Here is a 24,367-nt window from a genome sequence, read left to right as displayed (position 1 = left end):
CGCCGGGGCTTGTTCGAGCCCGTGGTCTTCATAAGGACATCCTTCCAGGGGCAAAACCCCTGATCTCAGGTGTCCGTCAAAACGGGTCAAGCCCACTGATAGGTATGGAGATACTTAACGTCCGCTGTGCCGTCCGCATACGTCGCGGCGAGCAGGTCCAATGTGGAGGCAAGGTCAACCGGTACGCCGAGCGACGAGAGCATGCCGGGCGACATGCCGATCAGGGTGTCGACCATGCCGGGGTGATCCACCAGCCACTTCTGCCAGTCGCCGTTGTAGTTGGCGTACACATCCGCAGCGATCGCAGTACCCGTTGCGAGTCCAGCGGCAACAACACCACCCGGTGCCGAAGCGACCGCAAGACCCGCCATCCATCGCGAGGCGTCCAGTCCTCTGGCTGCCAGTTCGTCCGCGGCCTCGTAGGCCAGTTTGGTGGCACGAAGCGCATCGCCGCGCAAGCCGACGGCCGCGGACGTGGCGGTGAGGCCAGTCGGCCCGTCGAGCGCCATGGCCATGGCCGCCTCGAACCTCGCCACCCCGGACGGATTCAGCAGCGCCGAGGCCAGCACATCAGGCTCCGCGAGGAACTTGTGCCCGGCCAGCGCGGTCTTGAGCGTGTCACCGGCAACTTCATCGGTGAGGGCGCTCATCGCCACGAGGTCCTCACCCTTGGCCCGGAACCCGCCAGCACCACCACTGACCTGGATGTCGGAGACAGACGCGATCCCTGTGTTGCCGCGGTCTACCGGCTTGTCAGGCACTACGGCGTTATCGGGCATTACAGAGCTCCTGCCACAGCCGGGGCGACCCACGTGCCCAGATCTTCACGCTCGGCTGGTTCCAACCGCACCATCCTGCGACCCGAACCATCCGGATCCGGTTCGAGGCCGCTCCAGCCGCCGTCGGTGTGCACCCAGCTGACCTGAGACGTCATCCCGTTGCGGCCGACGACGAGACATCGCAATGCCCCATCCGTCTCGGTCGCCACCTGCTGAGCGAGCGCCGTCTCGCTGCCGGATAGGTTCAACCTCGCCACCACAGCGGCCGGACCGCCGGGGTCGGCATCCCGGAACAGCCGGGCGGCGCCCATCTCCTGCAACGCCGCCAGCGGCAGCCGGCCGCGCAACGGGGTCTCCTCCGGTCCTCCTCCGCCCAGGCGTGACACGATCCCGGCGCCGATATCCGTGCCCTCGGGTGGAACGGCCCGGATCAGCTCCTTGCCCAGATCCGCCGACGCGAACATCGACATCTCCACCCCGCCGTCTCCCAGCTCGAACAACGACGCACCCAACGGGCCGGAGATCGCGTGCATGCTGTGCAGCCCTTTGTCGCCGATCGCCGCGACGGTATCCAGCATGACCATCGGCAGCGCCAAGATCTCCAGGTTCTTCACCACCGACCGATGCACCTCGCCGCCCACCCCGTCGACGACGCGCTTCTTGATCAGTCCGGATTCGGCCGGGCCGATGTCGGCGGACGGCATCCAGGCAGGCGGCAGCTCGACACCCGTACGTTCGACCAGATACGCGAGCTCGCCGGCGGTCAGCACCAACCGGTGTGGTGCCGGGGTCACGCGGGCACCCCCTGCCCGCGCAGATACTCGCCGGCCTCGAGCCACGCCTTGTCACCTGCGGGCGGCAGGTTGTCCGGCCCCCACTTCCAGCCCGTCCACGGCGGCTGGGGAGGCTGCGGCGGCTGACCACCACCGAACCCCAGCGCGTCCGCGACACCGTTCGCGATATCCCGTGCTGCCTGGTTGAAGGCGTCGACCGCGCGGTTGAACCTGTCGATCGCGCTGGTGAACCAGCCGACCACGGCCTCGGAGATCTTCTTGATCATCGCGATCAGCTCACGAACCTCCTGCGCGTGCCGCCGCAGCAGCGCGGCAGCCTCGGTCAGCCCGTCCGCGGCCTTCTCCAGCTGGCGCTTGTCACCACCGACCGTCTCCCGGCACCGTTCCGCAGCGACTGAGTGCCATTCCATCTTCCGCGCGTCGTCGTCGAGCTTCCTGGCACGATCACGCACTCCATCAGCGCGTTTCTCGATCTCGCCCGCGATCCGGTCCAGCTCGTCCGGGTTCCCGTACATGCTCTCCGCCCCTCACTCACAGCGAGCGAATCATGACAGGTGGTAGACGCGCACGTTTTTCACCCAAAGATGCGTGCTTCTACTCAGCGATCTTCTCGACGAGCACGGTCGGTTGTCTTGGCTACAAGTGGCATCAGCCAGACCAGCGACGATGCTGCCTGTGGTCGCACTGTGGTCGCACCCGGCCCATGCTGCCGTCCCGCGCTGCTCAATATCGAGCGAACAAGCGACGAATCTGGAGGAGCTGTCATGAAGAACCCGAATCGTGGTCGCGTCTACCGTCGTTGTGCCTGCCGCGGCGCCGATGGTCGCCAGCTCGGCGCCCGCTGCCCAAAGCTGACCAACCGCAAGCACGGAATCTGGAACTACGCAGTCGATCTACCGACGCTCGACGGCAAGCGACGGACGCGACGCCGCAGTGGTTTCGCGGCCAAGACAGACGCGCAAGTCGCGCTCAGCAAAGTACTGGAGTACGAACGCACCGGCATCGTCATCGACGATCAGCAAACGGTGACCGACTACCTCGTGAGTTGGCTGCATTCCAAGGCATTGACGCTCAAGCCGACCACGATGGCCAACTATCACGCGTACGTCCACAAAGACCTGATCCCGCACATCGGGTTGATCAGACTCGAAGACCTCTCCCACCAACACGTCGTGCTCTACGTCCGCAACCAACTCGAAGCCGGCCGCGGGCACACAACGCTGCGTCGTTGCGTCGCAACGTTGTCCAGCGCACTCGGCGACGCCGTCCGACAGCACCGCTTGCCCTACAACGCAGCCAGATACGTTTCCGTCACTCGACCCACGAAGTACGAGCCGGTGTGCTGGTCGCCAACCGAGGCAGCACGATTCCTCAAGCACTGCGCCGACAACAACGAACCGCTGACCAACCTCTTCGAATTGATCATCGGCACCGGCATGCGCAAGGGCGAGGCGCTCGCACTGCATTGGGCCGACGTCAACCTCGACGAACACGTGCTCTTCGTCCGCCAGACCTTGTCCAACATCAACAACACCACGCCGGTCTTCACGACCCCCAAGACCAAGAGCAGCCTCGCTTGGGTCGGACTCTCCGACAGAGTGACCGCCGCACTTCAGAACCAAGCCGAGCGCCAGCCCGACTGTGCGCTGGTGTTCACCCGACGCGGAGGACAACCACTACGCCCGGAGTACGTCCTGCATCGGTTTCATCAGCTCACCGAGCAGGCGGGACTGCCCAGGATTCGCGTGCACGACCTGCGTCACTTCGCCGCGACCACGATGCTCAGTTCGCAGGTTCCGCTGGCCATGGCGTCCAAGACGCTGCGCCATTCGACCTTGTCGACGACAACGGAGATCTACGGCCACCTGCTCCGCCACGTCGCCCTCGATGCGGTGAAGGCGATCGAGACGGCACTGAAAGAAGCCGAAGCGGCGTAGCGCGACCACTTTGCGACCACAATCGGGCAAAAACGACACCAGCGGGTCTACCTCGAAAGGTAAACCCGCTGGTCATTGGCCGTCGGGACGACAGGATTTGAACCTGCGACCCCTTGACCCCCAGTCAAGTGCGCTACCAAACTGCGCCACGTCCCGGCCACACTCCCGGTTCCCCGGCGTGCAAGAAGAATCCTACAACACCCTGAACAGAGATCAAAAACGGCCCCTCGCACAGCGGCCTAGCTGCGGAAACGCCGGAAATACGGCGGGGACCCGGCGTACGGGTCCCCGCGTCCCTCGGTCCGACCGATCCCCCGATCCTCGACCGACATCCAGAACTATGCGTTGGCCGAGGATCGTGCACCACCGCCGAAAGTCGAGTCTTGTCCGTCAACCTTCGACTTACCGGGCGGTAGGACGGCCGAGACGCTGAAGCCGCCGTCGGCGCGATAGGACGTGGTCAGGGAGCCGCCGGCCAGGCGGACGCGTTCGGAGAGGCCGTGCAGGCCCGCGCCGCCGCGGTCGCCCAGTGAGGGCAGTTCGCCTGGGCCGTTCACTACAGAGACGCGTACGGGCGAGGAGCGATCCACGGTCACCGTCACCGCGGCGCCTGGCGCGTGTTTCGTCACATTGGTCAGGGCCTCTTGGACCACTCGGAAGAGTGCTCGGGAGATGGCGGGTGGCAGAGAGGCCTCGCCCGTTTCGGACAGCGTCACGGACACGCCGGCTACGCGGGCGCGGTCGATCAGCTCCTGCAGTGACGGGTAGGACGTGTCGGAGTTCAGCAGGCCGAGAGCTGTGCGCATCTCTGACAGGGATTCCTTTGCCAGGGCACGTAAACGCAACGCTGTCTCGCGCACTGCGGGATCGGAGGCGGTTGCGGCCAGGGCGGCGGACTCCACGGCGATCAAGGTGGCGTGGTGGCCAACGGCGTCGTGGATTTCGCGGGCTATGCGGGCGCGTTCGGCGGCGCGGGCGGAGGTTTCCTGGGCTTCCAGTTCGGCGGCGCGGGCTCGGCGGGTTTCGTACAGGGACTGGGTCAGGTCCTTGCGGGTCGTCACCAGGGCGCCCAACGCGGTCGGCGCGCCTGCCAGGCCGAACGCGAAGGCGGTGGCCAGCAACAAGGAACCCAGTGGGATGGTCTCGGTCAGCACCACGGGGGTGATGGCGGCCACGGTCAGCAGGCTCACCCAGAACGTCTGCACCGGGATGGACTTCTCCTTGCGGCCCAACCGGAACTGAGCCACCAGCGCGGGCGCCCAGCCCAACCCTCCGGCCACGGCGGGAACGCACAGCAGCGAGGCCAGCCACGGCCAGCGCAGGCGCAGCGGGAGCAGAAGAGAGGCGCCCACCGCGGTCCACAGCGACCAAGGGAACGGACGGTCCTGGGTCAGCAGAATGACTCCCGTGGTGATGCCCACGGTGAGGACCTCGCGCACCAGGGGCTTCACCACACACCGACCTGATGCGCGACGAGAGCCGCCTGCACCCGGTTCTCCACGCCCAGCTTGGTCAGCACGGTCGAGACGTAGCTCTTCACCGTCGCCTCGGACAGGCACAGTTCGTCGGCGATCGAGTGGTTCGACCGGCCACCGGCGAGCAGTTCGAGCACCTGGCGTTCGCGGGCGCTCAAGGAGTCCAGCTGCCGGTTCGCGCGGAAGCCCCGCAGCCGGGGTAGCAGGCGGGCCGTGATGCGCGGATCCAGCACCGCGCCGCCCGCGGCCAGGTCCACCACGGCGCGGACCAGGGTCTCCGGCTCGGCGTCCTTGAGCAGGAAGCCCTGGGCGCCCAGGTCCAGGGCCGTTGCCACGTAGTCGTCCAGGTCGAACGTGGTCAGCAGGGCGATGGCAGGCGGGGTGGCCCAGGTTCTCAGCCGCCGGACCGCCTCGAGGCCGTCCACGCCCGGCATCTGCACGTCGACCAGCACCACGTCGGGCAGATGAGCGAGGACCATCTCGACGAGTTCGGCTCCGTCGGCGGCCTCACCGACCACCTCTACCCGTCCGTCGGCTTCCAGGAGGACTTTGAGGCCCCGCCGCAGCAGGGCCTCGTCGTCGGCTAGCACCACTCGTACGGCCACGAACCCAACCAACCGCACCCCATGCCAAAGAGCAACCAGTGGTTACTTCTTCGAGGCTCCGGCCTTCTTCTTTTCGCGGACGCGCACCGAGATGCGGACCGGGCTGCCCTCGAAGCCGAACTCCTCGCGCAGCTTGCGCTCGATGAACCGGCGGTACGAAGCCTCCAGGAAACCCGTCGTGAACAGCACGAACGTCGGCGGGCGGGTGGAGGCCTGGGTCGCGAACAGGACCTTGGGCTGCTTTCCGCCGCGCACGGGCGGCGGGGTGGCGGCGATCAGGTCCGACAACCACTGGTTCAGGCGGCCTGTCGGCACGCGGGTGTCCCACGAGTTCAGGGCCGTGCGCAACGCCGGCGCCAGTTTGTGCACGGCGCGGCCGGTCAGGGCCGAGATGTTGACCTTGTCGGCCCACGGCACGCGCACGAGGCCGCGTTCGAGCTCGCGGATCATCTCGTTGCGACGGTCCTCGTCGACGAGGTCCCACTTGTTGAACGCCAGCACGCACGCGCGGCCCGACTCGACCACCATCGTGAGCACGCGGAGGTCCTGTTCGGACAACGGCTCGTGCGCGTCCAGCAGCACGATCGCGACCTCGGCGGTCTCGATCGCGGACTTGGTGCGCAGCGAGGCGTAGTACTCGGCACCGCTCTCGAACTTCACCCGCTTGCGCAGGCCCGCGGTGTCGACGAAGCGCCAGATCTCGCCGTCGAGCTCGACCAGCGAGTCGACCGGGTCGACGGTGGTGCCCGCGACCGCGTCGACCACCGAGCGCTGCTCACCGGTCAGGCGGTTGAGCAGCGACGACTTGCCGACGTTCGGCTTGCCGACCAAAGCAACACGGCGGGGGCCACCGGCGCCAGAACGAAAATCATCGCGAGGCGTCTCCGGCAGCTTGGCCAGGATCGTGTCGAGCAGGTCACCGGAGCCGCGGCCGTGCAGACCGGACACCGGGAACGGCTCGCCGAGACCCAGCGACCACAGCGACGCGACGTCGGCCATCAGCCGCTCGTCGTCCACCTTGGACGCGCACAGGATCACCGGCTTCTTCGAGCGCCGCAGCACTCGAGCGACGGCCTCTTCCGTGGTCGTCGCGCCCACGGTCGCGTCCACGACCACGAGGATCACGTCCGCGGTCGCCATCGCGAGCTCGGCCTGCGCGGCCACGGCGGCCTGCAGGCCCACCGCGTCCGGCTCCCAGCCGCCCGTGTCGACCACGGTGAACTTGCGGCCGTTCCACAGCGCGTCGTACGCCACTCGGTCACGCGTCACGCCGGGCACGTCCTGCACCACGGCCTCACGCCGGCCGATGATGCGGTTGACCAGCGTGGACTTGCCGACGTTCGGCCGTCCGACCACCGCGAGCACCGGCTGCGGCGGCGCGGCCTCCTCGCCGTCGGAGGAAAGGTCGTCGAAGGCTGACCAGTCGGCCTCGTCCTCCCAGGTGCCGTCCAGGTCTGTCATCGTCTTCCCTCACTCATACGAAGTCCATCTAGTTCGGCGACCAGTGTCGCCAGGCGATCGCGCACCTGCTCGGTGGCAACGCCGAGTGCGGCCTTCCCCTTCCCCTCGGGAAGGTGGAACGGCTCACCGATCAGCACGTCGACCTCGGGCCGCCAGCCCTTGGCCTCGAAAGTCCCGCGGCACGCGACCGGCAGCACCACCGCGCCGCCGACACGAGCCAGCCACGCCGCGCCGTTCTGCGCGTTCGCCACGTCACCCTCACCGCGCGTGCCCTCGGGAAAGACCCCGATCACGCCACCGGCTTTGAGCACGGCCAACGCGCTGGTCAGCGCGGTACGATCGGCTTCTCCCCGCTTCACGGGAATCTGCCCGATCTTGCCCAGCAGGTAGCCGACAACGGCGTTCGCGAACATCTCCTGCTTGATCAGGAACGTCACGCGCCGCGGCAGCACACCGAACAGGATCGGCCCATCAGCCATCGAGCTGTGGTTGGCGACGACGACCACGCCGCCGCTCAAGGGTACGCGGTCGCGCCCGTGGACCCGAATCCGGAACTGCAACGCGTACGGACCGCGCGCGATCCACCTGCCGAGATCGGTGAGCCAGGGCAGGCTCCCTGCGGGACCTGTCACCCGGTCACCCTCAGCCCACGCCGTTCGACCAGGTCCAGCAACGCGCCCACGGTGCCCGCGAGGTCCAGCTCGGTCGTGTCGACCTCGACGGCGTCCCCGGCGGCCATCAACGGCGACACCGCGCGCGACGAGTCGTAGTTGTCGCGCCGCTGCACGTCCTTCAGCACGGCGTCCAAAGTGGACTCACGACCGGCGGCGTTGTCCTGTTTGGTCCTGCGAGCCGCGCGCGCGTCCGCCGAAGCCGTCAGGTACACCTTCAACGGCGCGTCCGGCGACACGACGGTGCCGATGTCGCGGCCCTCGACGACGATGCCCCCGACGGCGTCCACGGCGTCCGCGATGATCGCCCGCTGCTGAGCCACGAGCAGCTCGCGCACGTGCTTGGTGGCCGACACCGGCGACACGGCCAGCGTCACCTCGGGCCCGCGGATCTCCACCGACACGTCGCCGCCGTCCAGCGTGATGCCGGGCGCCGACGGGTCGGTGCCCACCACGAGCTTCGCGCCCTCGGCGACCGCGTTGACCTCGGCCTCGTCCGTCGGGTCCACCCCGGCCCGCAGCACCGCGACCGTGATCGCCCGGTACATCGAGCCGGTGTCGAGGTAGCGCGCGTCCAGCGCCATCGCGAGGCGCTTCGCCACGGTGGACTTGCCGGTGCCCGACGGTCCGTCGAGTGCCACCACACCGCGCAACTGACCCTGGCCCACCACAGCTCCCTCCGAGACGCCCACGACCCACATTGTGCCTGGTGCGGGCGCTCACGCCGCAGGCGGGTGAAGGACCAGCGCGGAGTCCGTCAGAGCGAGCCGGCCGGCCCGCGCCTCGCTGAGCGCGTGCGGACCGACGCGATAGGCCGGCATGCGAACGGGCGACCCGGTCGACCGGTCCTCCCGCACGAGGTCGTTGGTGGTCAGCCGGAAGAGGATCCGGAACACGGACTTCACGAAGTCTTCCGTCTCGGGCACGAGCATGGTGGCCAGCCGGCCTGACGACAGCACACCGTCGGACTTCACCCGGCTGCGCAGCCACTGGACGGCGGAACCTCTTCCGGTGCCCGCGCCCCAGACCGTGCCGTTGCTGCGAACCTCGACCGGGAACTCGGGAACGAGGTCCGCGGGCCAGACGCCGGCGATGGAACCGGCGTCCACGACGGAGGCGCGCACGGGTGGTGTGGTGGAGGCGACGGGCCACGGGCCGGAGTCGTCGAGGATCCGGACGTGCGGGTGTGCCTCGACGAGCGCGGCCTGCAGCGCGATCTCGTCCTCCTGCAGCAGGAACACCGGGGACTGCTTCGACCTGGCCACTGTCCACCTCCCGCAACGGCGAAGGGGGCGCCCGGTGAGGCGCCCCCTGACCGCGGTCATCTTCGGGATCATCAGGGCGGGTCCCTTGCCCACACATCATGATGTCGATGGCGTTCGCTAGCGCCGGCGACGTCGCTGTCACACCGTCGGCGTAGGTGCTGACCGTGTCAGTGATTCAGGTCGGTGCGCAGAGCGGCCGCACCACGCAGGTACACGTGCTTCACCGACGACCGCGGCAGGTCCGTTTCGACGTGCGCCAGCAGCCGGATCACGCGGGGCATCGAGCCCGGCACGGCGATCTCGGTGGCGGACAACAGGGGCACGTCCGAGAGCCCCGCCTGGCGTGCTGCGTAGGCGGGGAACTCGGACGTCAGGTCGGGTGTGGCGGTGAGCACGACGCTGATCAGGTCGTCGCTGGTCAGGCTGTTTCTGGACAGCACCTCCCGCACCAGCTCGGCCGTGGCCTCCAGCAGCAGGTCGCGCGAGTCCGCGTCGATCTGCGTGGCTCCCCTGATCGCTCGTACCGCCATGCGACCGACATTAGCGCGGGACGACCTCGTACGCCCGGATCACCGTGTGCGACGCCGAGTTGCCCAACGAGTCGGACACGGACATGCGGAGCGATACGAACGCTTTGCCGCGTGGGTGGAATAGCAGGGCGTGCGAACCCACTACGAGAGAGCGCTGCCACGTCACCCCGTCGTCGTACGACACCTCGACGTGCGGCACGCCCACGCGCCCGAAGACAGCACCCTTCTGCTTGTCCACCTTCAGGTCGAGCAGGAACGGGCGGCCGGACGGTGCCAAGCCCTCGCTGTCCGTGCGACCCGTGGCGCGCACGACCATCAACGGCAAAGCGGTCTTCGCAGCAGTAGTGCCAGGCGAGTTGAACGTCCACGAAGCCGAGGCGTGCGTACCGAACGCCGAGTAGGGCGCGGGACGGTCCGTCACCGTCGACAGCGTGTACTTGCCGGCACCGGGCACGGGAGTCGCGATCCAGCCCGGATACGGCGAGGCGGCGATCTCCTTGCCGTCCAACGACAACGTGGTCGAGGCGTTCGAGTAAGAACCCCACGACTCGGTGTACGCCCAGTCGCCCGCGGTGGAGAACAACGGGATCGAGGCGTTCAGAACGTCGCCGGTGCGCGACAGGCCCCAGTTGTCCTCATAGGACCCCAGCGACGGGCCCAAAGGCGACCTGTTCCACACCACCGAGTACGAACGCGCGGAGTAGGACCGGCGAGGCGAACGCTGGTACTCGCCCCAGCCACCACCACGGAACCCGAACGTGCTGTCCCACTCGACATCCGGTCCCGGCGTGTAGAACTCGGTCCGCGTAGTAGGAACCGGCATGTCGAGCAGCACTGTCACACTGGGCGCCACCCCCTTGTAGTAGCCATAACCACCACGCACACCAACGGCCGGTGCGCCGCCCTGCGACTGATAGGTTGCATGAATCCGCGCCAACGAAGAATCGTGCACCACAAGAGAAGCAGGATCAGGAATCGCTCCTTCTCGCACGAACATCAGGTTGTAGACGGCATCGGCGGCCACCAGCACCGGCTGGTACCAGAACTGGAAGATCCGCCCGGACACAGTACGAGTGGGCGCCACGAACGTGTCCCCGCCGACTGACGAGATCAGCCCGATCCCGGTCGACCGCGAGGCGTTGCCGGAGTACAGCGACAGGAGGAACATCCCCGCCTTGGCACCCGGCCGATCCACCTTGGGCAGCAACAAGGACGCTGACCGCGCGTCGAACCGAACAGAAGTGTCGCCACCAACAACAACCTCAGGCGACGACATCAAAGTCGTGTCCCGCTTGTACCCGTACACCATCGCGTGCACGTCGTAACGTCCCTTGGGCACGCGCACAGAACCGTGAGCACCGTCGGTGAAGAAGTACCCGTGCGAGACACCGGTGGCCACGTCGATCACCTGCACCGTCGCGAACCACGGATCCGCACCGTCACGACCCACGACGTCCAACGACAGCGTGTACTTCTCCTCCTCCACCACCGCACCAACGGGCGTGCGGACGACAACACCCGAACCGGTGGCGACGAGAGAGCCACCGAACTGCCCGGCAGCACCGGCGGTCAAGGTCACGTCAACGGAAGCCGTGCCACCCGCCGGCACCTCCAAAGTCGAGGCGCTCAACGAGAACGGCCCAGCAGGTGACTTCAACGACAGCGAAACCGGAGCGGCCGAAGCGTTCGAGTAGGTCACCGTGCGCGTAACAGACCCCCAAGGCCATGCATCGAACGGGAACGACACAGAAGAAGGCGACGACGTCACCGACTGACCCAGAGCACGCGCGACGTCCAGCCGCCCGGCGCCCTGCTCGTACACCGAGAGACCCAGCTCGAACGACGACCCCATCAAGGCGGACTTCAGCTCCGCGGCACGCCAGGACGGATGCGCCTGCTTCAGCAACGCCGCCGCGCCCGTCACGTGCGGCGTCGCCATCGAGGTCCCGGAAGCCGACGTGTACAGGTCAGAGACGGGTGTCCCCATGGAGGTTCCCGCGGCTCGCGCGGCCACGATCGAGGTCCCCGGCGCCGCGATGTCCGGCTTCACCGCGTAGTCACCGACCCGCGGCCCACGAGACGAGAACGAGCTCAACGCGTCCTGCTTCGTCACAGATCCCATGGTCAGCGCGGAGTCCGCCGCACCAGGCGTCCCGACAGAGCCAGGAACGCCGGAGTTGCCCGCCGCCACCACGAACAACGTCCCGTACCGCGCCGTCAAAGCGTTGACAGCCAACGACATCGGGTCCGTGCCGTCGGTGGGCGCCCCGCCCAGCGACAGGTTCACCGCCGTGGCACCGGAAGCCGCCGCCCACTCCATCCCGGCGATGATCGCCGACTCCGGGCAGCTGCCGTCGTCCGTGCACACCTTGCCCACCAGCAGACGAGCGTCAGGCGCGACACCGCGGTACTTCGCGCCCCGGCCCGCGATGATCGACGCCGTGTGCGTCCCGTGCCCGTAACCGTCGCGAATCGCCGTCCCGGTGAAGTCACGCGCCTCGGCCACCGCGCCGAGATCCGGATGCGACGGATCCCAGCCACCGTCCAGATCCGCGATCGTCACACCCTTGCCGGTGATCCCCGCGTCCCAGGCGGCGGGCGCCCCGATCTGCCGCGTGCTCTCGTCCAGCACGACGCGGGCCCGCCCGTCCAGCCACACCCGAGCCGACCCGTGCAAAGCCGCCTGCCACACCGAAGCCGAGGCGGGCACGGCGGCCGCGTCCAGCGACGACAACGTCCGAACGCCGGGCAGACCGGACACGATCAGCGGCAGCGCGGAACCCGCGAACCCCTGCCGCTCCAGCTCCGAGATGTTGAACAGCCGCGGGTCCAGCCGTCCGTCCCGCAGCAACGGCGCCGCGTCGGACGGCACGATCGAGATGTCCGGGGTGCCGGTCTGCTGCAGGAAGCTGACAGAGGACCGCCCCGGCGCCGGCCGCACCGCCACCCGGGACGACCCGGTGAGCACCACCTCGTCCCCGGTGATCAACGTGATCACCCGGTCGGCAGGCGGAGGAGCAGCGGAAGCAACAGCCGGTAGGCCCAACGCAACTAAAGCAACCACCAAGAGCACAGGTCTGCGCATGAACGTCCCATCACTCGGTGGAACATCCAGCGACCCGCGGCAAGACGGAAAACTAACGCGTCAGTCAGTTTTGAGGAAGCCTCATCGGTCCACGATGATGTTGGGATACCGCAGGGTGAGACCGAGCAGGTTCACGACGTAGGTGGCCCACCCTCCGCCGAGCAGCACCAGCCGCCGCTCCCCCAGCGCCGTCGCGATCTCGATCAGCACGTGCAGCCCGCTCGACCCGATGAACGTCAGGTCGCTGAGGTCGATCACGACGTCCCCTGCGCCGTCCCCGAACGCGCAGGCCAGGGCCAGTTCGGACCGCAGCAGACCGCTGGTGTTCAGGTCGACCTCACCGGTGAGCGTCACCACCGCGCCCCGGCGACGCACCTCCAGCAAGCCTGGTTCGGGTTCCATCGTGTGTGCCTCAAGGGTCGGGAGACAACAGGTCGCGCACCGCCGCGAGCACGCGCAGTGGGTGCGCCGGCTTCGGTAAGTAAGCATCGGCAACGTGAGCGGCCGGCTCGATCGCCGAAACGGCTACAACCGGCACTCCGAAGGTCCGTGCGACGGCTGCGAACCGTGTCCCCTCACCATGAGACGTCAGAAGGTCCACCACCGCCAGTGCCGGAGGGCTCTCCAATGCCGACTCCGCGGCCCCGACCGTCGTCGTGAGCGTCACGTCGTAGCCCTCGGAGTGCAGGAACGCCGCCAGCGACTGGCCGGAGAACCGGTCTCCGTCCACGAGCAGCACGCGCGGGCGTCCCGATGGCGCGGGCAGGTCCGGGACGCCCGCACGTGACCAGACCCGGACGAGCGCTCGCACGACCGTTCCGGGCCAGGTCGGTTTGCCGGGCCGCACCTGCACCTCGTCGGCGATGCCGAACAGCAGCCGCAGCCCCAGCGGTCTCGGGGAGGACCCCGCTTCGAGGTCGAACACGCCGTCGTCCTCGATGGTCAGCAACACCGCGTGATCCCGCGGCTCCCACGTCACCCCGACGATGGACGCTCCCGCGCGTTGCACCGCGTTGTCCGCCGCCTCGGCCACCGCTAGAAGCACGTCCCGCGCGTCGTCACCGTGCAGGCCCGACTCACCGGCGAGGTCACGCACGAAGGCCCGGATCTCGGGCAACGACCCCGGGATCGCCGGAAACCACCGGGTCTGCGCGCTCATCACGCGGCGTGCGACGGAGCTGACAGCAACGGCGTGATCAGCTCCCTCAGTCTTGTAGCGCGACGTCTGCCCGCTTCGGCATGCAACGGTTCCAGCTTCTTACGAGTACGTGCGGACAAAACGTCCCCGGACTGCGTGACGGCCAACGCCGCGACCGCCGCCGCCTCGTCCGCATCGCCGTCCACGAGATGGTTGAGCGACAACGCGATGAGGGCGAACGTCCTGCTACGCGCCATTTCCTCGCGATAGCCCGCCACGGCCTGACCCAGCGCCGTGATGGCAGGCCGCGCGAAACTCGGGTCCACTGTGCGCGCGAGAGTCGTGTAGACGGCACCCGTGATGCCCGCTAGGTCGTGCACGTCGAAGAACGCGGCCCACGGCGCCGCACCGTCCACATCCGCGCGTGCGAACTCGTCGTGCGCACGCCCCAGCATCGCCAGTGCGGGCACCCGCTGTCCCAACTCGGCATAGCACCACGCCTGGTTCGCGGCCAGGATCGCGTTCGTGTGGTGACTGTTCGCGACAAGCCCGGCGAGCCGGAACATGCCCAGCGCTTCGGCGGGTCCACCGTGGTGCAGGTGGACCCGCCCCATCCGATAGCGGATGTTCGCCACCAGGTCCTCGTCCTCGGCGAAGTCCAGGGCGAGGAGGAAGTGGCGGTGCGCGGACCCACCGAGCCCGGCGTCGAAGGCGGTCCACCCTGCCAGTGCGTGCAGTTCCGCGATGGCGCAGCGGAACTCACGGCGTATCGCGGCACTGGCCGAGTGCGCGAACGCCTTGTCACACCAAGACAACAGAGCTTGCACCTGCGTACGACAGGCCCCTCCGCCATAGCGGTAGTCCACAGCGCGCAACGCGGCCGTCATCGCCCTCAAGTGCTTGACGTGCACTAGTCCAATCCGGGAATGAGGTGGCGGCAACGAGGGTGATGGCTCGTAGCGCATCTGCAGTTCTCCATAGGCGGCTCGGGGGGACCGTGCGTTCGAGTCTGTTCCCGAGGCTCATCGGTCAACAGGGCCGAACGAATCCGCCTGACAGGGCCCTACGGGTGCAGGTCCGCCAGCAGGAGCCCGCTGCGCGGCTTGGGTGTGAAATACGTGCTCTTGCGCGGCATCTTCGTTCCTGCCAGCACTTCGGCGAGCGGCACGGGCGCGATGAGCAGCACGGCCTCGGCCTCCACCGACGGGTCCACCACAGGACGGACACAAGGACTTTCGGGGTCAAGGCCGAGCGCCGCGTCCAGCAGCAACGACTCGACGACCGCGTGGTCGATCCCTTGTCCCGCAGGCAGTTCGACCCGCAGGACCTCGTCGGCGCAGCGCACCACGACCACACCCGGTTCCGGCTCGACCACGTAGGGCAACGACGACACCGTCAGCCCGACCCGTTCCCACGCCGTCACCAGATCGGACGCGCCCAACCCGGTGCCGACGATCGCCCGGTGGATCGGCCCGACCCGCAGACCGGGCCCCGACGTCACCAGCGCCAGCAACCCGGACAGCCCGGCCGACCGCGCCGCCGCCACCCGGTGGTTGCCGTCCGCCACGAGCAACGGGTGCGCGCCCGCCGCTTCGAGGAACGCGTCCTGCAACGACCCCGGGCCGACCAGCCACACCCAGTGCCGGCGTCCACCGGAGTCCACAAGCGACACGGCCGGCTCGTCGGTCATGCCTAGTACCAGCGATGTCAGCCCGTCGTGAGGCGTGATCGGGATCAGCATGGCCGCGCTCGTCGCGATGCCGAGCGAGGCCAGCACCTGGCCGCGTTCGGCGACGACGTCGGGGTAGACGTCCTCGGTGTGCGAGATCGCGTCCGGGTCCACGAGGCACAGCAGCCCGCACGCCGTCCCGTCCGGTCCGTCCACCCGGTACGGCGCGACCACGTCGGTCACTTCGCGGTAGGCCATCCGCACCAGCGCCGCGAGCTCGGCACGGGCGTGAGGCAGCGCGTCGAGCAGCCCTGTTCCCGCGGCCAGGGCGGCCGGCGTGCGATGGGGGTGCTGGACGGCCAGCAACGTGCCGTGCGGCGCTCTGGCGAGCGCCCCGATCACCTGACCGGGTTCGGCGAACTCGTCGACGTCCGGGCCGGGCACGCGGTCGCGCACCACCCACCCCCGTCGCACTGGGCGTACTCGCAGTGACATCCCAGTATCATGATCCCTGTGAACGTAGAGATCACGCCCTTGCCGGGTATCGGGACGCGCCAGGACTTCATGATCCGCGCCGGACGTCGCGTCGGCGTGATCACCTACCGGGACGGCCGGTTCGAGCTGATCCTCTCCAAGGCGAGCGATCCCGACTCCTGCGCCGCCTCGATACCCCTCTCACCGGAAGAGGCGAACACGCTCGCGGGCCTGCTCGGCGCGCCGCAGCTCGTCGCCCACCTGCGTGAGGAGCACCGCGACATCACGGGTATCACGACCCGTCAGCTGCCTGTCACCGCGTTCGCGAACCACACTCTCGGTGAGACCGCTCTGCGCACGAGGACCGGTGCGTCCATCGTGGCCGTCGTGCGTTCGGGCAACGCGCATCCGTCGCCCGGCCCCGACTTCATCTTCGAAAACGGTGACCTCGCTGTCGTCGTCGGCACCGCGGACGGCCTCGACGCCGCCGCTGAGATCCTCCACGGCGGTTAAGCACAGTGCACGAGACAACTCTCGCCATGATCCAGCTCGGCGCGGTGTTCTTCGGTCTCGGCCTGCTCGGCCGCGTCGCCCGCCGGATCGGCATCTCGCCCATCCCGTTGTACCTGATCGGTGGTCTCGCGTTCGGCTCCGGCGGTTTCGTGCCGCTACATGGGATCGAGGAGTTCACGCACATCGCCAGCGAGATCGGCGTGGTGCTGCTGCTGTTACTTCTGGGGCTCGAGTACTCGGCGTCCGAGCTCACGACCGGCCTGAAGAAGTCCTGGATGGCGGGCGTGCTGGACCTCGTCCTGAATGCCGTGCCGGGCGCGGTTGCCGCGTTGTTGCTGGGCTGGGGCACGGTCGGCGCGCTGGCGATGGCCGGCGTCACCTACATCTCGTCGTCCGGCATCGTCGCGAAGGTACTTGGAGACCTGGGCCGGTTGGGCAACCGCGAGACGCCGGTCGTGCTGTCGGTGCTCGTGTTCGAGGACCTGGCGATGGCCGTCTACCTGCCGGTGCTCACGGCCGTGCTGGCGGGCGTGAGCATCATCGGCGGGCTCACGTCGGTGGGCATCTCGTTGCTCGCGATCACCGTGGTCCTGGTGGTGGCGTTGAAGTACGGCCGGTTCATCTCGGCCATTGTGGACAGTCCGGACCACGAGGTGTTCCTGCTCAAGCTGCTCGGCTCGGCGTTGCTCGTCGCCGGTGTCGCCTCGCAGCTGCAGGTGTCCGCCGCGGTCGGCGCGTTCCTGCTCGGCATCGCGATCTCCGGTTCGACCGCCGAGAACGCGACGCGTCTGCTGGAACCCCTCCGCGACCTGTTCGCCGCGATGTTCTTCGTCGTGTTCGGGCTCAACACCCACCCGGCCACGATTCCACCCGTTCTTGGAATCGCCGTGGCGCTGGCCGCGATCACGACCGTCACGAAGGTCGTCACCGGGTGGTGGGCCGCCCGGCGGCAGGGCATCGGGAAGATGGGCCGCATGCGTGCGGGAGCGGCCCTCGTGGCGCGTGGCGAGTTCTCCATCGTCATCGCGGGCCTGGCCGTGGCGTCCGGCCAGGTGGACGACCGGCTCGCCGCCCTGGCCACCGCGTACGTGCTGCTGATGGCGATCCTGGGGCCGATCGCGGCCAAGTACGTTGAGCCAATCGGTGAATTCTTTCAGCGCAGACGCCAAACGGCCTGAAACAAGTGCCTCCGGATGACGACTCTCTCTAGTAGGGCTAGAGGAGAGTAGGGGCGAAACGTCATGACCGAACCCGCGGAAGTGGAGACCACCGGCCGGTTCCTGGTGCTGCTGCAGGAAGACGCCATCGAAGAGGGGGTGGCCGAGCTCGGTGAGATCGCCGGGTTCGACCCGAACAGCGGCGACCTGGACCCGGACGCCGTCCAGGTGTTCCCGGAGCTCGGCGTCGCGGTGGTGTCCGCCGACCCGAACCTGCTGGCCGAGCTGAACGGCGCCGCCGCGCGCCCCGGCCCGGTCCAGATCGTCGAACCGGAGCGTGTCGTACACGTTTTCGACGCGGCGCCGGCCGAGGACATCGAGCCGGCCGCCGACGAGTCCGTGCTGACCTGGGGCCTGCAGGCCGTCGGCGCGGACATCAGCACGGCCACCGGCAAGGGCGTGAAGATCGCCGTGCTGGACACCGGCTTCGAGAAGAACCACCCGGACTTCGCCGGCCGCACGATCACCACGAAGTCGTTCATCACCGGCGAGGACGTCCAGGACGGCCACGGCCACGGCACGCACTGCATCGGCACGTCCTCCGGCCCGCGCAAGCCCGCCACGGCCCCCGGCTACGGCATCGCCTACGAGGCCGAGATCTTCGCGGGCAAGGTCCTCTCGAACGCGGGCTCCGGCTCCGACGGCGGCATCCTCGCGGGCATCGACTGGGCGGTCGCCAACGGCTGCGCGGTCATCTCGATGTCCCTGGGCGCCGACGTTCCCGCCGGCACGCCGTACTCGCAGATCTACGAGACCGTCGCCCAGCGCGCCATGGCCAAGGGCGCCATGATCGTCGCCGCGGCGGGCAACGCCTCCCAGCGCCCCGCCCGCGTCGCACCGGTCGGCCACCCCGCGCGCTGCCCGTCCATCATCGCCGTGGCCGCGATCGACGTGAACCGCGCCATCGCGTCGTTCTCCTCCGGCACCGTCGACAAGATCGGCCAGATCGACGTGGCGGGCCCCGGCGTGGACGTCTACTCGTCCTTCAAGCTGCCCGAGAAGTACGCACGCCTGCGCGGCACGTCCATGGCGACCCCGCACGCGGCCGGTGTGGCGGTCCTGATCGCGGAGAAGACCGGCGCCCGCGGTTTCGAGCTCTGGGCCCGCCTGGCCCTGTCCGCGCAACGCCTGCCCCTGGCCTCCACCGACATCGGCGGCGGGCTCGTCCAGGCGCCATGACCTCTTCGGTGGACCAGGTGATGGTCTCCGTGACCGAAGGCAGCCTCCCGAAGGTCCTCGACGACCTGCGGGAGGCCGGCCTGGTGGTCGACACGGTCCTGGAGGCCCTCGGTGTGGTGACCGGCACGGTGGAGGTCCGCTCGATCCCCTCCCTGCAGTCAGTGCCCGGCGTCATAGACGTCGAGCGGCAGTGGCGCGTACAGCTGCCTCCGTACTGACTAGGCTCTGCGGCGACCCCACTCATGTCTGATCGAACACGTGTTCTAGACTGTGCGCGGGGTCACGTCGTTGCGCAGAGAGGAAACCTGATCGTGTCGGACACGCTCACCGAGGTGCAGGCAGTCGAGGAGACCGTCGTGGAGGAGACTCCGGCGTCGGCCCCCGAGGCCGAGGCCACGAAGCCGGCAGAGGCTCCGGCTCCCAAGGCCGAGAAGCCGAAGCCCGCCGCCCGCGCCAAGAGCACGGCCAAGAAGACCCGCACCGTGGAGCTCACGCTCACGGTGACCGGCACCGCCGAGGGCGAGTGGCAGGCCGACCTGGTGCACGGCACGCAGCGAGTGGTGTCGGGCCTGGTAATCCCGGCCATCGCCGTGGCCAAGGCTGCCAAGGAACTGCACGAGGACATCGCCGAGGGCATCGAAGGCGTTCTGGAGGCGGCTCGCGACCAGCACCGCACCCGCATGGAGGAGCTGGAGGCCGAGCTGGCCAGGGTGAAGGCTCAGCTGGCCGAACTCTCCGAGTAAGTCAGTCCAGCGAGAAGGGGCGGCCCGCGTTTGCGGACCGCCCCTTCTCGTATGCCTGAACGGCTAGCGGGACGGGTCGAGCAGCAGCTTGCCCGCGGTCCTGCGGGAGCGCAGGTCCTCGTGCGCCTGCCGGATCTCCCCCATCCCGTACTCGCCGCCGGGAACGGCCTTCAGCTTGCCGTCCAGCACGAGCGCGAACAGCTCGGCCATGGCCCGGTGCGCCAACGTGCCGTGCTCCGCGTCCCGGACCTTCAGAGCGTGCGGCAGCCACATACCCGCAACGGTCGTGGAGTGCACCAGCAGCGCCCCGAGGTCGACCGGCTTCGGCCTTTCCCGCGAGGCCATGCCGTAAAACGCAAGCCGCCCGAACGGAGCCAGCGCCACCAGCGACTGATCAGTGGTAGCCCCTCCCGTCATGTCCAGCACGACGTCCACGCGCCGTCCGCCGTTGGCTTCCTTCAGCGCGGCGGTCACGTCCTCGGCGCGCGAGTCGATCGCGACGTCGGCCCCGAGATCCAGAGCCAGCTTCCGCTTGTCGTCCGACGACGCGGTGGCGATCACCCGGCCGGCGCCCCACAGCTTGGCCAGCTGCACCGCGATCGTGCCCACACCACCGGCGGCAGCGTGCACGACGACCGACTCACCGGGCTCCATGTGAGTCGACTTCCGCAGCAGCAGCCACGCGGTGGCGCCCTGAACGACCAACGACAGCGCGGTCAGGTCGTCGACACCGTCCGGAACGTCGAACGTGGTGAGAGCGGGCGCCACGGCCTTCTCCGCGTATCCGCCGGAGTTCTTGGTCAGCGCGACGACCCGCCGGCCGTCCTCGGTGGTGCCGACGACCTCCCCGCCGGGAACCAGCGGCAGCGTCATCTGAGCCAGGTACGAGTTCTCCGCCTGGTGCGTGTCCGCGTAGTTCAGCCCGGCCCGCGACACATTGATGAGGACCTCACCCTCGCCCGCGACGGGGTCGGGCAGCTCCACCTGCTGAAGCACCTCGGGCCCACCGAACTCGGTGATCTGAATTGCACGCACGTCAGCTCTCCTTGAGCGCGATGGAAATGGGGTCCTTCTGGGCGGCCTCGACCCGTGAACCGTCAGCCGCACGAGGCCCGGGCGGGTTGCGGAAGCCGAACGGCTCCGACGCGCGCCCGGACTGCACGAACCAGGCCTCGCCGGTCCCCGAGCCCTCCACAATGGACATGAACGTGTCCACTACAGCGGACACCGGCAGGATCGGCATGCCGATGTCCTCCAGCGTCGACCGCAGCGGCGTGATGATGTTGGTGTCGGCGAAGGCGGGACAGAGCGCGTTCACCCGGACGTCGGGGTACGCGCCACCGAGAGCACGTACCAGCGCGACGACGGCGGCCTTGTTGGCACCGTATACAGGATCCCCTGGCATCGGCATCAGGCCTGCCATCGAGGCCGTCGCGACGATCTGGCCGCCGCGCTCGCGCACCGCGGGCAGTGCGTAATGCATACCGTATACAACACCGTCGAGGTTGATGGCCATCGCGCGGCGGTAAGTCTCGACGTCGAAGTCGTCGCCCAGCGAGCACCCGGTGCCGATGCCGGCGTTGAGGAATGCAATATCCAGTCCACCGTATTCACGCACCGCCAGCGCGACCGCTTCCGCCGAGTCCGACGGCACCGTCACGTCGCAGCGCACGAAGACGCCACCGACCTCGTCCGCGATGAGTTTGCCCTGGTCGACGTCCACATCGGCGACCACGACACGGGCGCCCGCGGCAGCCAGGCGGCGGGCAGCGGCGGCACCGATGCCGTTGGATCCGCCGGTGATGAGCGCGACCTTGCCGGTGAGTTCCACGGGCACCTGCCTCCTCGTATTGCTACATTCCGACCAGTCGGTATGGTCGTCCGCACAGGCCTGGACGTCAAGCGGACTGATAGGTACGTTACTAAGCGCTTGCTTAGCTCACCATCCCCCAACGAAGGAGGACCCGTGGCCGACAGGGTTGCGATCGTCACCGGCGCGGCTCGTGGCATCGGTGCCGCGGTCGCGCAGCGTCTCGCCGCGGACGGCCTGGCCGTCGCGTTGCTCGACCTCGACGAGCAGGGTGTGCTCGACGGCGCCGACAAGATCGTCGCGGGCGGTGGGCGCGCCATCGGCCTCAAGGTCGACGTGTCCGACGAGGAGCAGGTCAACGCCGCCGTCGCGAAGGTCGCCGAGCAGCTCGGCGCACCGACCGTGCTGATCAACAACGCCGGCGTGCTGCGCGACAACCTGCTGTTCAAGATGACCGCGAGCGACTGGGACACGGTCATGAACGTGCACCTGCGCGGCGCGTTCCTGATGAGCAAGGCCGTGCAGCAGTACCAGACGAAGGAAGGCTTCGGCCGCGTCGTCAACCTCAGCTCCACGTCCGCGCTCGGCAACCGCGGTCAGGCCAACTACTCCGCCGCCAAGGCCGGTCTGCAGGGCTTCACGAAGACCCTCGCGATCGAGCTCGGCAAGTTCGGCGTCACGGTCAACGCGATCGCGCCCGGCTTCATCGCCACCGAGATGACCAAGGCGACCGCCGAGCGCATGAAGATCTCGTTCGAGGACCTGATCAACGGTGCGGCGCAGGCGATCCCGGTCGCGCGCGTCGGCCAGCCCGAGGACATCGCGCACACCGCGTCGTTCCTCGTCAGCGAGGGCGCCGGGTTCGTGTCCGGCCAGGTCATCTACGTCGCCGGCGGACCGAAGGACTGAGATGCGCGCTTTCGAGAACATCGACGAGCTGGTCGCCGCCAAGGGGGAGCACCTCGGGTTCGGCGAGTGGCACGAGATCACGCAGGAGCAGGTCAACCTGTTCGCCGACGCGACGCTGGACCACCAGTGGATCCACATCGACGTCGAGAAGGCCAAGAAGGGCCCGTTCGGCGGACCGGTGGCGCACGGCTACTTGACGCTCTCGCTCGTCCCGTACCTGGTGCGCGACGTCTACACCGTCAAGAACATCAAGATGGGCGTGAACTACGGCAGCAACAAGGTCCGCTTCCCGCAGCCGGTGCTCGTGGGCGCCAGGGTGCGCGGCGGCGTCGAGCTGCTGGACGTCACGGACATCGCGCTGGGCAAGCAGCTCGTGACCAAGGTCGTCATCGAGATCGAGGGCAGCGACAAGCCCGCGTGCGTCGCCGAGATCGTCAGCGTGATCGTCCCCTGATGATCAAACGCTGAGACTGTGGATCAGCAGGTCCGCGTAGTGCTCTGCCAGCCGCCCGGCCGGGATCTCCCCGTCCGGGCGGTACCACGTACCCAGGTGGTGCAGCGAGCCGAAGAAGTAGTGCGTGGCGAGGTCCGCGGGCACGTCGGCGCGGAAGGTCCCGTCCCCCTGCCCCTCCTCGACCAGACTGCGGAACTTCTCGTGGTAGCGCCGCCGTTGCGCCCGCACTTCCTTCTGCTTCTCGGCGGAGAGATGATCGATCGACCGGAAGAACACCTTGGCGGCGTCGAAGTTCTCGACACTCGTGACGATCACGTCGATGGCCGCCTCGCGCAGCCTCTCGGTGATCGCCCCGTCGCCGTTCGCGATCTTCTCCAGCCGCTCGGTCTGCATGCGCAGCAACCGCCCGTAGATCTCGTGCAGCAGGTCGTCCTTAGACCCGAAGTAGTGGTACATCGCGCCTTTGGTGACACCGGCGCGCTCCACGACCTCCTGCACGGCGACGCGTTCGTACCCCTTGTCCGCGAACAGGCGGGTGGCGGCGTCGATCAGTCTTTCAGGCACGGTCACGACCGGAGCGTACCTCCCGACCAAGGAGAATCCTGGCAATGATCAGCAGCTGGACCGTCGTCGTCGACCGCGGCGACCTCACCAAAACCGAAGTCCTGCACGACGAACTCTCCCCCGAACTCGGCGACTGCGAAGTCCTGCTGCGCGTCAGCCACGCCGGCCTCACCGCCAACAACGTCACCTACGGCGTGATCGGCGACGTCATCGGCTACTGGAAGTTCTTCCCCGTAGCCGCCGAGGGCCGCGGCGTAATCCCGCTGTGGGGCTTCGCCGACGTGGTCGACTCCACATTGGACGCCCTACCCGCCGGCACCCGCGTCTACGGCTACCTGCCGATGGCGAGCCACTTCGTAGTGCGCGCCAAGCTGACCTCGTCCGGCTTCGTCGACACGGCCGACCACCGCGCCGAGCTCCCGGCCGTCTACAACAGCTACCTGGTCACCTCTCAGGACCCCGCCTACGACCCGCAGCAGGAAGACCTCCAGGTCCTCTACCGCCCGCTGTTCATGACGTCGTTCCTGCTAGCCGACCAACTGGCGGACAACGACTTCTACGGCGCCCGGACCGTCGTGATCTCCTCCGCCTCCAGCAAGACCGCCTTCGGCACCGCGCAATGCCTTCGCGATTCCGGCGTGCGGCTCGTCGGCCTCACATCACCGCGCAACGTCGAGTTCACCGAGAGCCTCGGCCTCTACGACACGGTGCTCCCCTACGACGCCGCCGTGGACGTCGAGCCTTCGGTGTACCTGGACTTCAGCGGCTCGGCCGACGTGCGCTCAACCCTGCACGACCGCCTCGGCTCGTCTCTGGTCAAGGACATCTCGATCGGCCTCACCCAGCAGAAGCCCTCGGCGGACTCGCGCTCGCAGTTCTTCTTCGCCCCCGAGCAGCTCCGCAAGCGCTCCGCGGACTGGGGCCCTGAAGGCCTCGCTTCGCGCTTCGGGGCGGCTTGGCGCGCCTTCACCGCTCAGGCGGGCGGCTGGGTCGGCATCGCGCGGCACAGCGGCCCGGACGAGCTCGTCGAGGTGTGGCAGTCCGTGCTGGCGGGCAAGACGAACCCGGATACGGCCGACGTCATCACCTTCTGAA

At 68.3% G+C, this 24,367-nt stretch carries 27 protein-coding genes and 1 tRNA gene; 9 read left to right on the top strand and 19 right to left on the bottom strand.

Annotation, left to right across the window (positions count from 1 at the left end):
* Positions 1–86: 86 nt before the first annotated feature.
* Genes ABZ345_RS29625 through ABZ345_RS29615 form a run of 3 tightly spaced genes read right to left on the bottom strand, consistent with a single transcriptional unit; the run spans position 87 to position 2,088 of the window.
* Positions 87–779 (bottom strand): hypothetical protein, encoded by a 693-nt coding sequence (locus tag ABZ345_RS29625; RefSeq protein ID WP_359855663.1) that lies wholly within the window; start codon positions 777–779, stop codon positions 87–89.
* Entirely contained in the window at positions 779–1,573 is a 795-nt protein-coding gene (locus ABZ345_RS29620; protein WP_359855661.1) for a hypothetical protein, read from the bottom strand. Before ABZ345_RS29620 ends, ABZ345_RS29625 begins: the two co-directional genes overlap by 1 nt.
* The gene (locus ABZ345_RS29615; protein WP_359855658.1) at positions 1,570–2,088 is read right to left on the bottom strand and encodes a hypothetical protein; all 519 of its coding nucleotides are present in this window, start codon (positions 2,086–2,088) and stop codon (positions 1,570–1,572) included. Before ABZ345_RS29615 ends, ABZ345_RS29620 begins: the two co-directional genes overlap by 4 nt.
* Before the next feature lie 249 nt (positions 2,089–2,337).
* Here ABZ345_RS29615 and ABZ345_RS29610 point away from each other — a divergent pair, with 249 nt between their 5' ends.
* Positions 2,338–3,510: a tyrosine-type recombinase/integrase gene (locus tag ABZ345_RS29610; RefSeq protein WP_359855655.1), complete on the top strand. Its 1,173-nt coding sequence runs from the start codon at positions 2,338–2,340 to the stop codon at positions 3,508–3,510.
* A gap of 82 nt (positions 3,511–3,592) precedes the next feature.
* Here the strand turns inward: ABZ345_RS29610 and ABZ345_RS29605 are convergent.
* From ABZ345_RS29605 to ABZ345_RS29545, 13 genes are all read right to left on the bottom strand, one after another.
* A tRNA-Pro gene (locus ABZ345_RS29605) sits at positions 3,593–3,666 on the bottom strand.
* A gap of 182 nt (positions 3,667–3,848) precedes the next feature.
* A complete protein-coding gene (locus ABZ345_RS29600) occupies positions 3,849–4,964 on the bottom strand; it encodes a histidine kinase (RefSeq protein ID WP_359855653.1) in 1,116 nt (371 codons plus the stop codon).
* Complete coding sequence (locus ABZ345_RS29595) at positions 4,958–5,590, bottom strand: response regulator transcription factor (RefSeq protein WP_359855650.1); 633 nt, start codon at positions 5,588–5,590, stop codon at positions 4,958–4,960. The genes ABZ345_RS29600 and ABZ345_RS29595 overlap by 7 nt, the downstream gene beginning before the upstream one ends.
* 42 nt (positions 5,591–5,632) lie before the next feature.
* Positions 5,633–7,051, bottom strand: coding sequence for a ribosome biogenesis GTPase Der (der, locus tag ABZ345_RS29590; RefSeq protein ID WP_359855647.1), 1,419 nt, complete (start codon positions 7,049–7,051; stop codon positions 5,633–5,635).
* Entirely contained in the window at positions 7,048–7,683 is a 636-nt protein-coding gene (locus tag ABZ345_RS29585; protein WP_359855644.1) for a lysophospholipid acyltransferase family protein, read from the bottom strand. The genes der and ABZ345_RS29585 overlap by 4 nt, the downstream gene beginning before the upstream one ends.
* Positions 7,680–8,366 (bottom strand): (d)CMP kinase, encoded by a 687-nt coding sequence (gene cmk, locus ABZ345_RS29580; RefSeq protein WP_359855677.1) that lies wholly within the window; start codon positions 8,364–8,366, stop codon positions 7,680–7,682. Before cmk ends, ABZ345_RS29585 begins: the two co-directional genes overlap by 4 nt.
* A 75-nt stretch (positions 8,367–8,441) precedes the next feature.
* Complete coding sequence (locus tag ABZ345_RS29575) at positions 8,442–8,987, bottom strand: hypothetical protein (protein ID WP_359855641.1); 546 nt, start codon at positions 8,985–8,987, stop codon at positions 8,442–8,444.
* A 167-nt stretch (positions 8,988–9,154) separates the two neighbouring features.
* Positions 9,155–9,517 carry a chorismate mutase gene (aroH, locus tag ABZ345_RS29570; protein WP_359855638.1) on the bottom strand — a complete coding sequence of 121 codons (363 nt, stop codon included), beginning with the start codon at positions 9,515–9,517 and terminating at the stop codon, positions 9,155–9,157.
* A gap of 10 nt (positions 9,518–9,527) precedes the next feature.
* The gene (locus ABZ345_RS29565) at positions 9,528–12,506 is read right to left on the bottom strand and encodes a S8 family serine peptidase (protein ID WP_359855636.1); all 2,979 of its coding nucleotides are present in this window, start codon (positions 12,504–12,506) and stop codon (positions 9,528–9,530) included.
* Positions 12,507–12,683: 177 nt separating this feature from the next.
* Complete coding sequence (locus ABZ345_RS29560; RefSeq protein ID WP_359855633.1) at positions 12,684–13,004, bottom strand: STAS domain-containing protein; 321 nt, start codon at positions 13,002–13,004, stop codon at positions 12,684–12,686.
* A gap of 10 nt (positions 13,005–13,014) precedes the next feature.
* Positions 13,015–13,761: an ATP-binding protein gene (locus ABZ345_RS29555; protein WP_359855630.1), complete on the bottom strand. Its 747-nt coding sequence runs from the start codon at positions 13,759–13,761 to the stop codon at positions 13,015–13,017.
* The gene (locus ABZ345_RS29550; protein ID WP_359855627.1) at positions 13,761–14,555 is read right to left on the bottom strand and encodes a hypothetical protein; all 795 of its coding nucleotides are present in this window, start codon (positions 14,553–14,555) and stop codon (positions 13,761–13,763) included. Before ABZ345_RS29550 ends, ABZ345_RS29555 begins: the two co-directional genes overlap by 1 nt.
* A 248-nt stretch (positions 14,556–14,803) precedes the next feature.
* Entirely contained in the window at positions 14,804–15,904 is a 1,101-nt protein-coding gene (locus ABZ345_RS29545) for a DUF1015 family protein (RefSeq protein ID WP_359855624.1), read from the bottom strand.
* Positions 15,905–15,922: 18 nt separating this feature from the next.
* Between ABZ345_RS29545 and ABZ345_RS29540 the strand changes: the two genes are divergently transcribed.
* The 5 genes from ABZ345_RS29540 to ABZ345_RS29520 all read left to right on the top strand — a co-directional run bounded on the left by ABZ345_RS29540 (position 15,923) and on the right by ABZ345_RS29520 (position 19,535).
* Positions 15,923–16,396, top strand: coding sequence for a TrkA C-terminal domain-containing protein (locus tag ABZ345_RS29540; protein WP_359855622.1), 474 nt, complete (start codon positions 15,923–15,925; stop codon positions 16,394–16,396).
* Between the two features lie 5 nt (positions 16,397–16,401).
* A complete protein-coding gene (locus ABZ345_RS29535; protein ID WP_359855619.1) occupies positions 16,402–17,574 on the top strand; it encodes a cation:proton antiporter in 1,173 nt (390 codons plus the stop codon).
* Between the two features lie 63 nt (positions 17,575–17,637).
* Positions 17,638–18,792: a S8 family serine peptidase gene (locus tag ABZ345_RS29530; protein WP_359855616.1), complete on the top strand. Its 1,155-nt coding sequence runs from the start codon at positions 17,638–17,640 to the stop codon at positions 18,790–18,792.
* A complete protein-coding gene (locus ABZ345_RS29525; protein WP_359855613.1) occupies positions 18,789–19,010 on the top strand; it encodes a hypothetical protein in 222 nt (73 codons plus the stop codon). Before ABZ345_RS29530 ends, ABZ345_RS29525 begins: the two co-directional genes overlap by 4 nt.
* 93 nt (positions 19,011–19,103) lie before the next feature.
* Positions 19,104–19,535 carry a DUF6319 family protein gene (locus ABZ345_RS29520; RefSeq protein ID WP_359855610.1) on the top strand — a complete coding sequence of 144 codons (432 nt, stop codon included), beginning with the start codon at positions 19,104–19,106 and terminating at the stop codon, positions 19,533–19,535.
* A 63-nt stretch (positions 19,536–19,598) separates the two neighbouring features.
* Here ABZ345_RS29520 and ABZ345_RS29515 read toward each other — a convergent pair whose 3' ends face one another.
* Together ABZ345_RS29515 and ABZ345_RS29510 are read right to left on the bottom strand one after the other, a co-directional pair.
* Positions 19,599–20,570, bottom strand: coding sequence for an NADPH:quinone oxidoreductase family protein (locus ABZ345_RS29515; protein ID WP_359855607.1), 972 nt, complete (start codon positions 20,568–20,570; stop codon positions 19,599–19,601).
* 1 nt (position 20,571) lies between these two features.
* Positions 20,572–21,372, bottom strand: a complete 801-nt coding sequence (locus ABZ345_RS29510; RefSeq protein WP_359855604.1) for an SDR family NAD(P)-dependent oxidoreductase — start codon at positions 21,370–21,372, stop codon at positions 20,572–20,574.
* 129 nt (positions 21,373–21,501) lie between these two features.
* Here ABZ345_RS29510 and ABZ345_RS29505 point away from each other — a divergent pair, with 129 nt between their 5' ends.
* Positions 21,502–22,254: an SDR family oxidoreductase gene (locus ABZ345_RS29505; RefSeq protein ID WP_359855601.1), complete on the top strand. Its 753-nt coding sequence runs from the start codon at positions 21,502–21,504 to the stop codon at positions 22,252–22,254.
* A 1-nt stretch (position 22,255) separates the two neighbouring features.
* Positions 22,256–22,708, top strand: a complete 453-nt coding sequence (locus ABZ345_RS29500) for a MaoC family dehydratase (RefSeq protein WP_359855598.1) — start codon at positions 22,256–22,258, stop codon at positions 22,706–22,708.
* 3 nt (positions 22,709–22,711) lie between these two features.
* Here ABZ345_RS29500 and ABZ345_RS29495 read toward each other — a convergent pair whose 3' ends face one another.
* The gene (locus tag ABZ345_RS29495) at positions 22,712–23,278 is read right to left on the bottom strand and encodes a TetR/AcrR family transcriptional regulator (protein WP_359855595.1); all 567 of its coding nucleotides are present in this window, start codon (positions 23,276–23,278) and stop codon (positions 22,712–22,714) included.
* A 38-nt stretch (positions 23,279–23,316) separates the two neighbouring features.
* On the opposite strand from ABZ345_RS29495, the gene ABZ345_RS29490 reads away from it, so the two are divergent.
* Positions 23,317–24,366, top strand: coding sequence for a DUF2855 family protein (locus ABZ345_RS29490; RefSeq protein ID WP_359855592.1), 1,050 nt, complete (start codon positions 23,317–23,319; stop codon positions 24,364–24,366).
* Position 24,367: the final 1 nt, after the last annotated feature.

This window comes from Lentzea sp. NPDC005914, from assembly GCF_040629405.1.
GTDB lineage: Bacteria > Actinomycetota > Actinomycetes > Mycobacteriales > Pseudonocardiaceae > Lentzea.
Note: the sequence above shows the minus strand (reverse complement) of the source record. Positions and strands in the feature narration are given on the sequence as shown.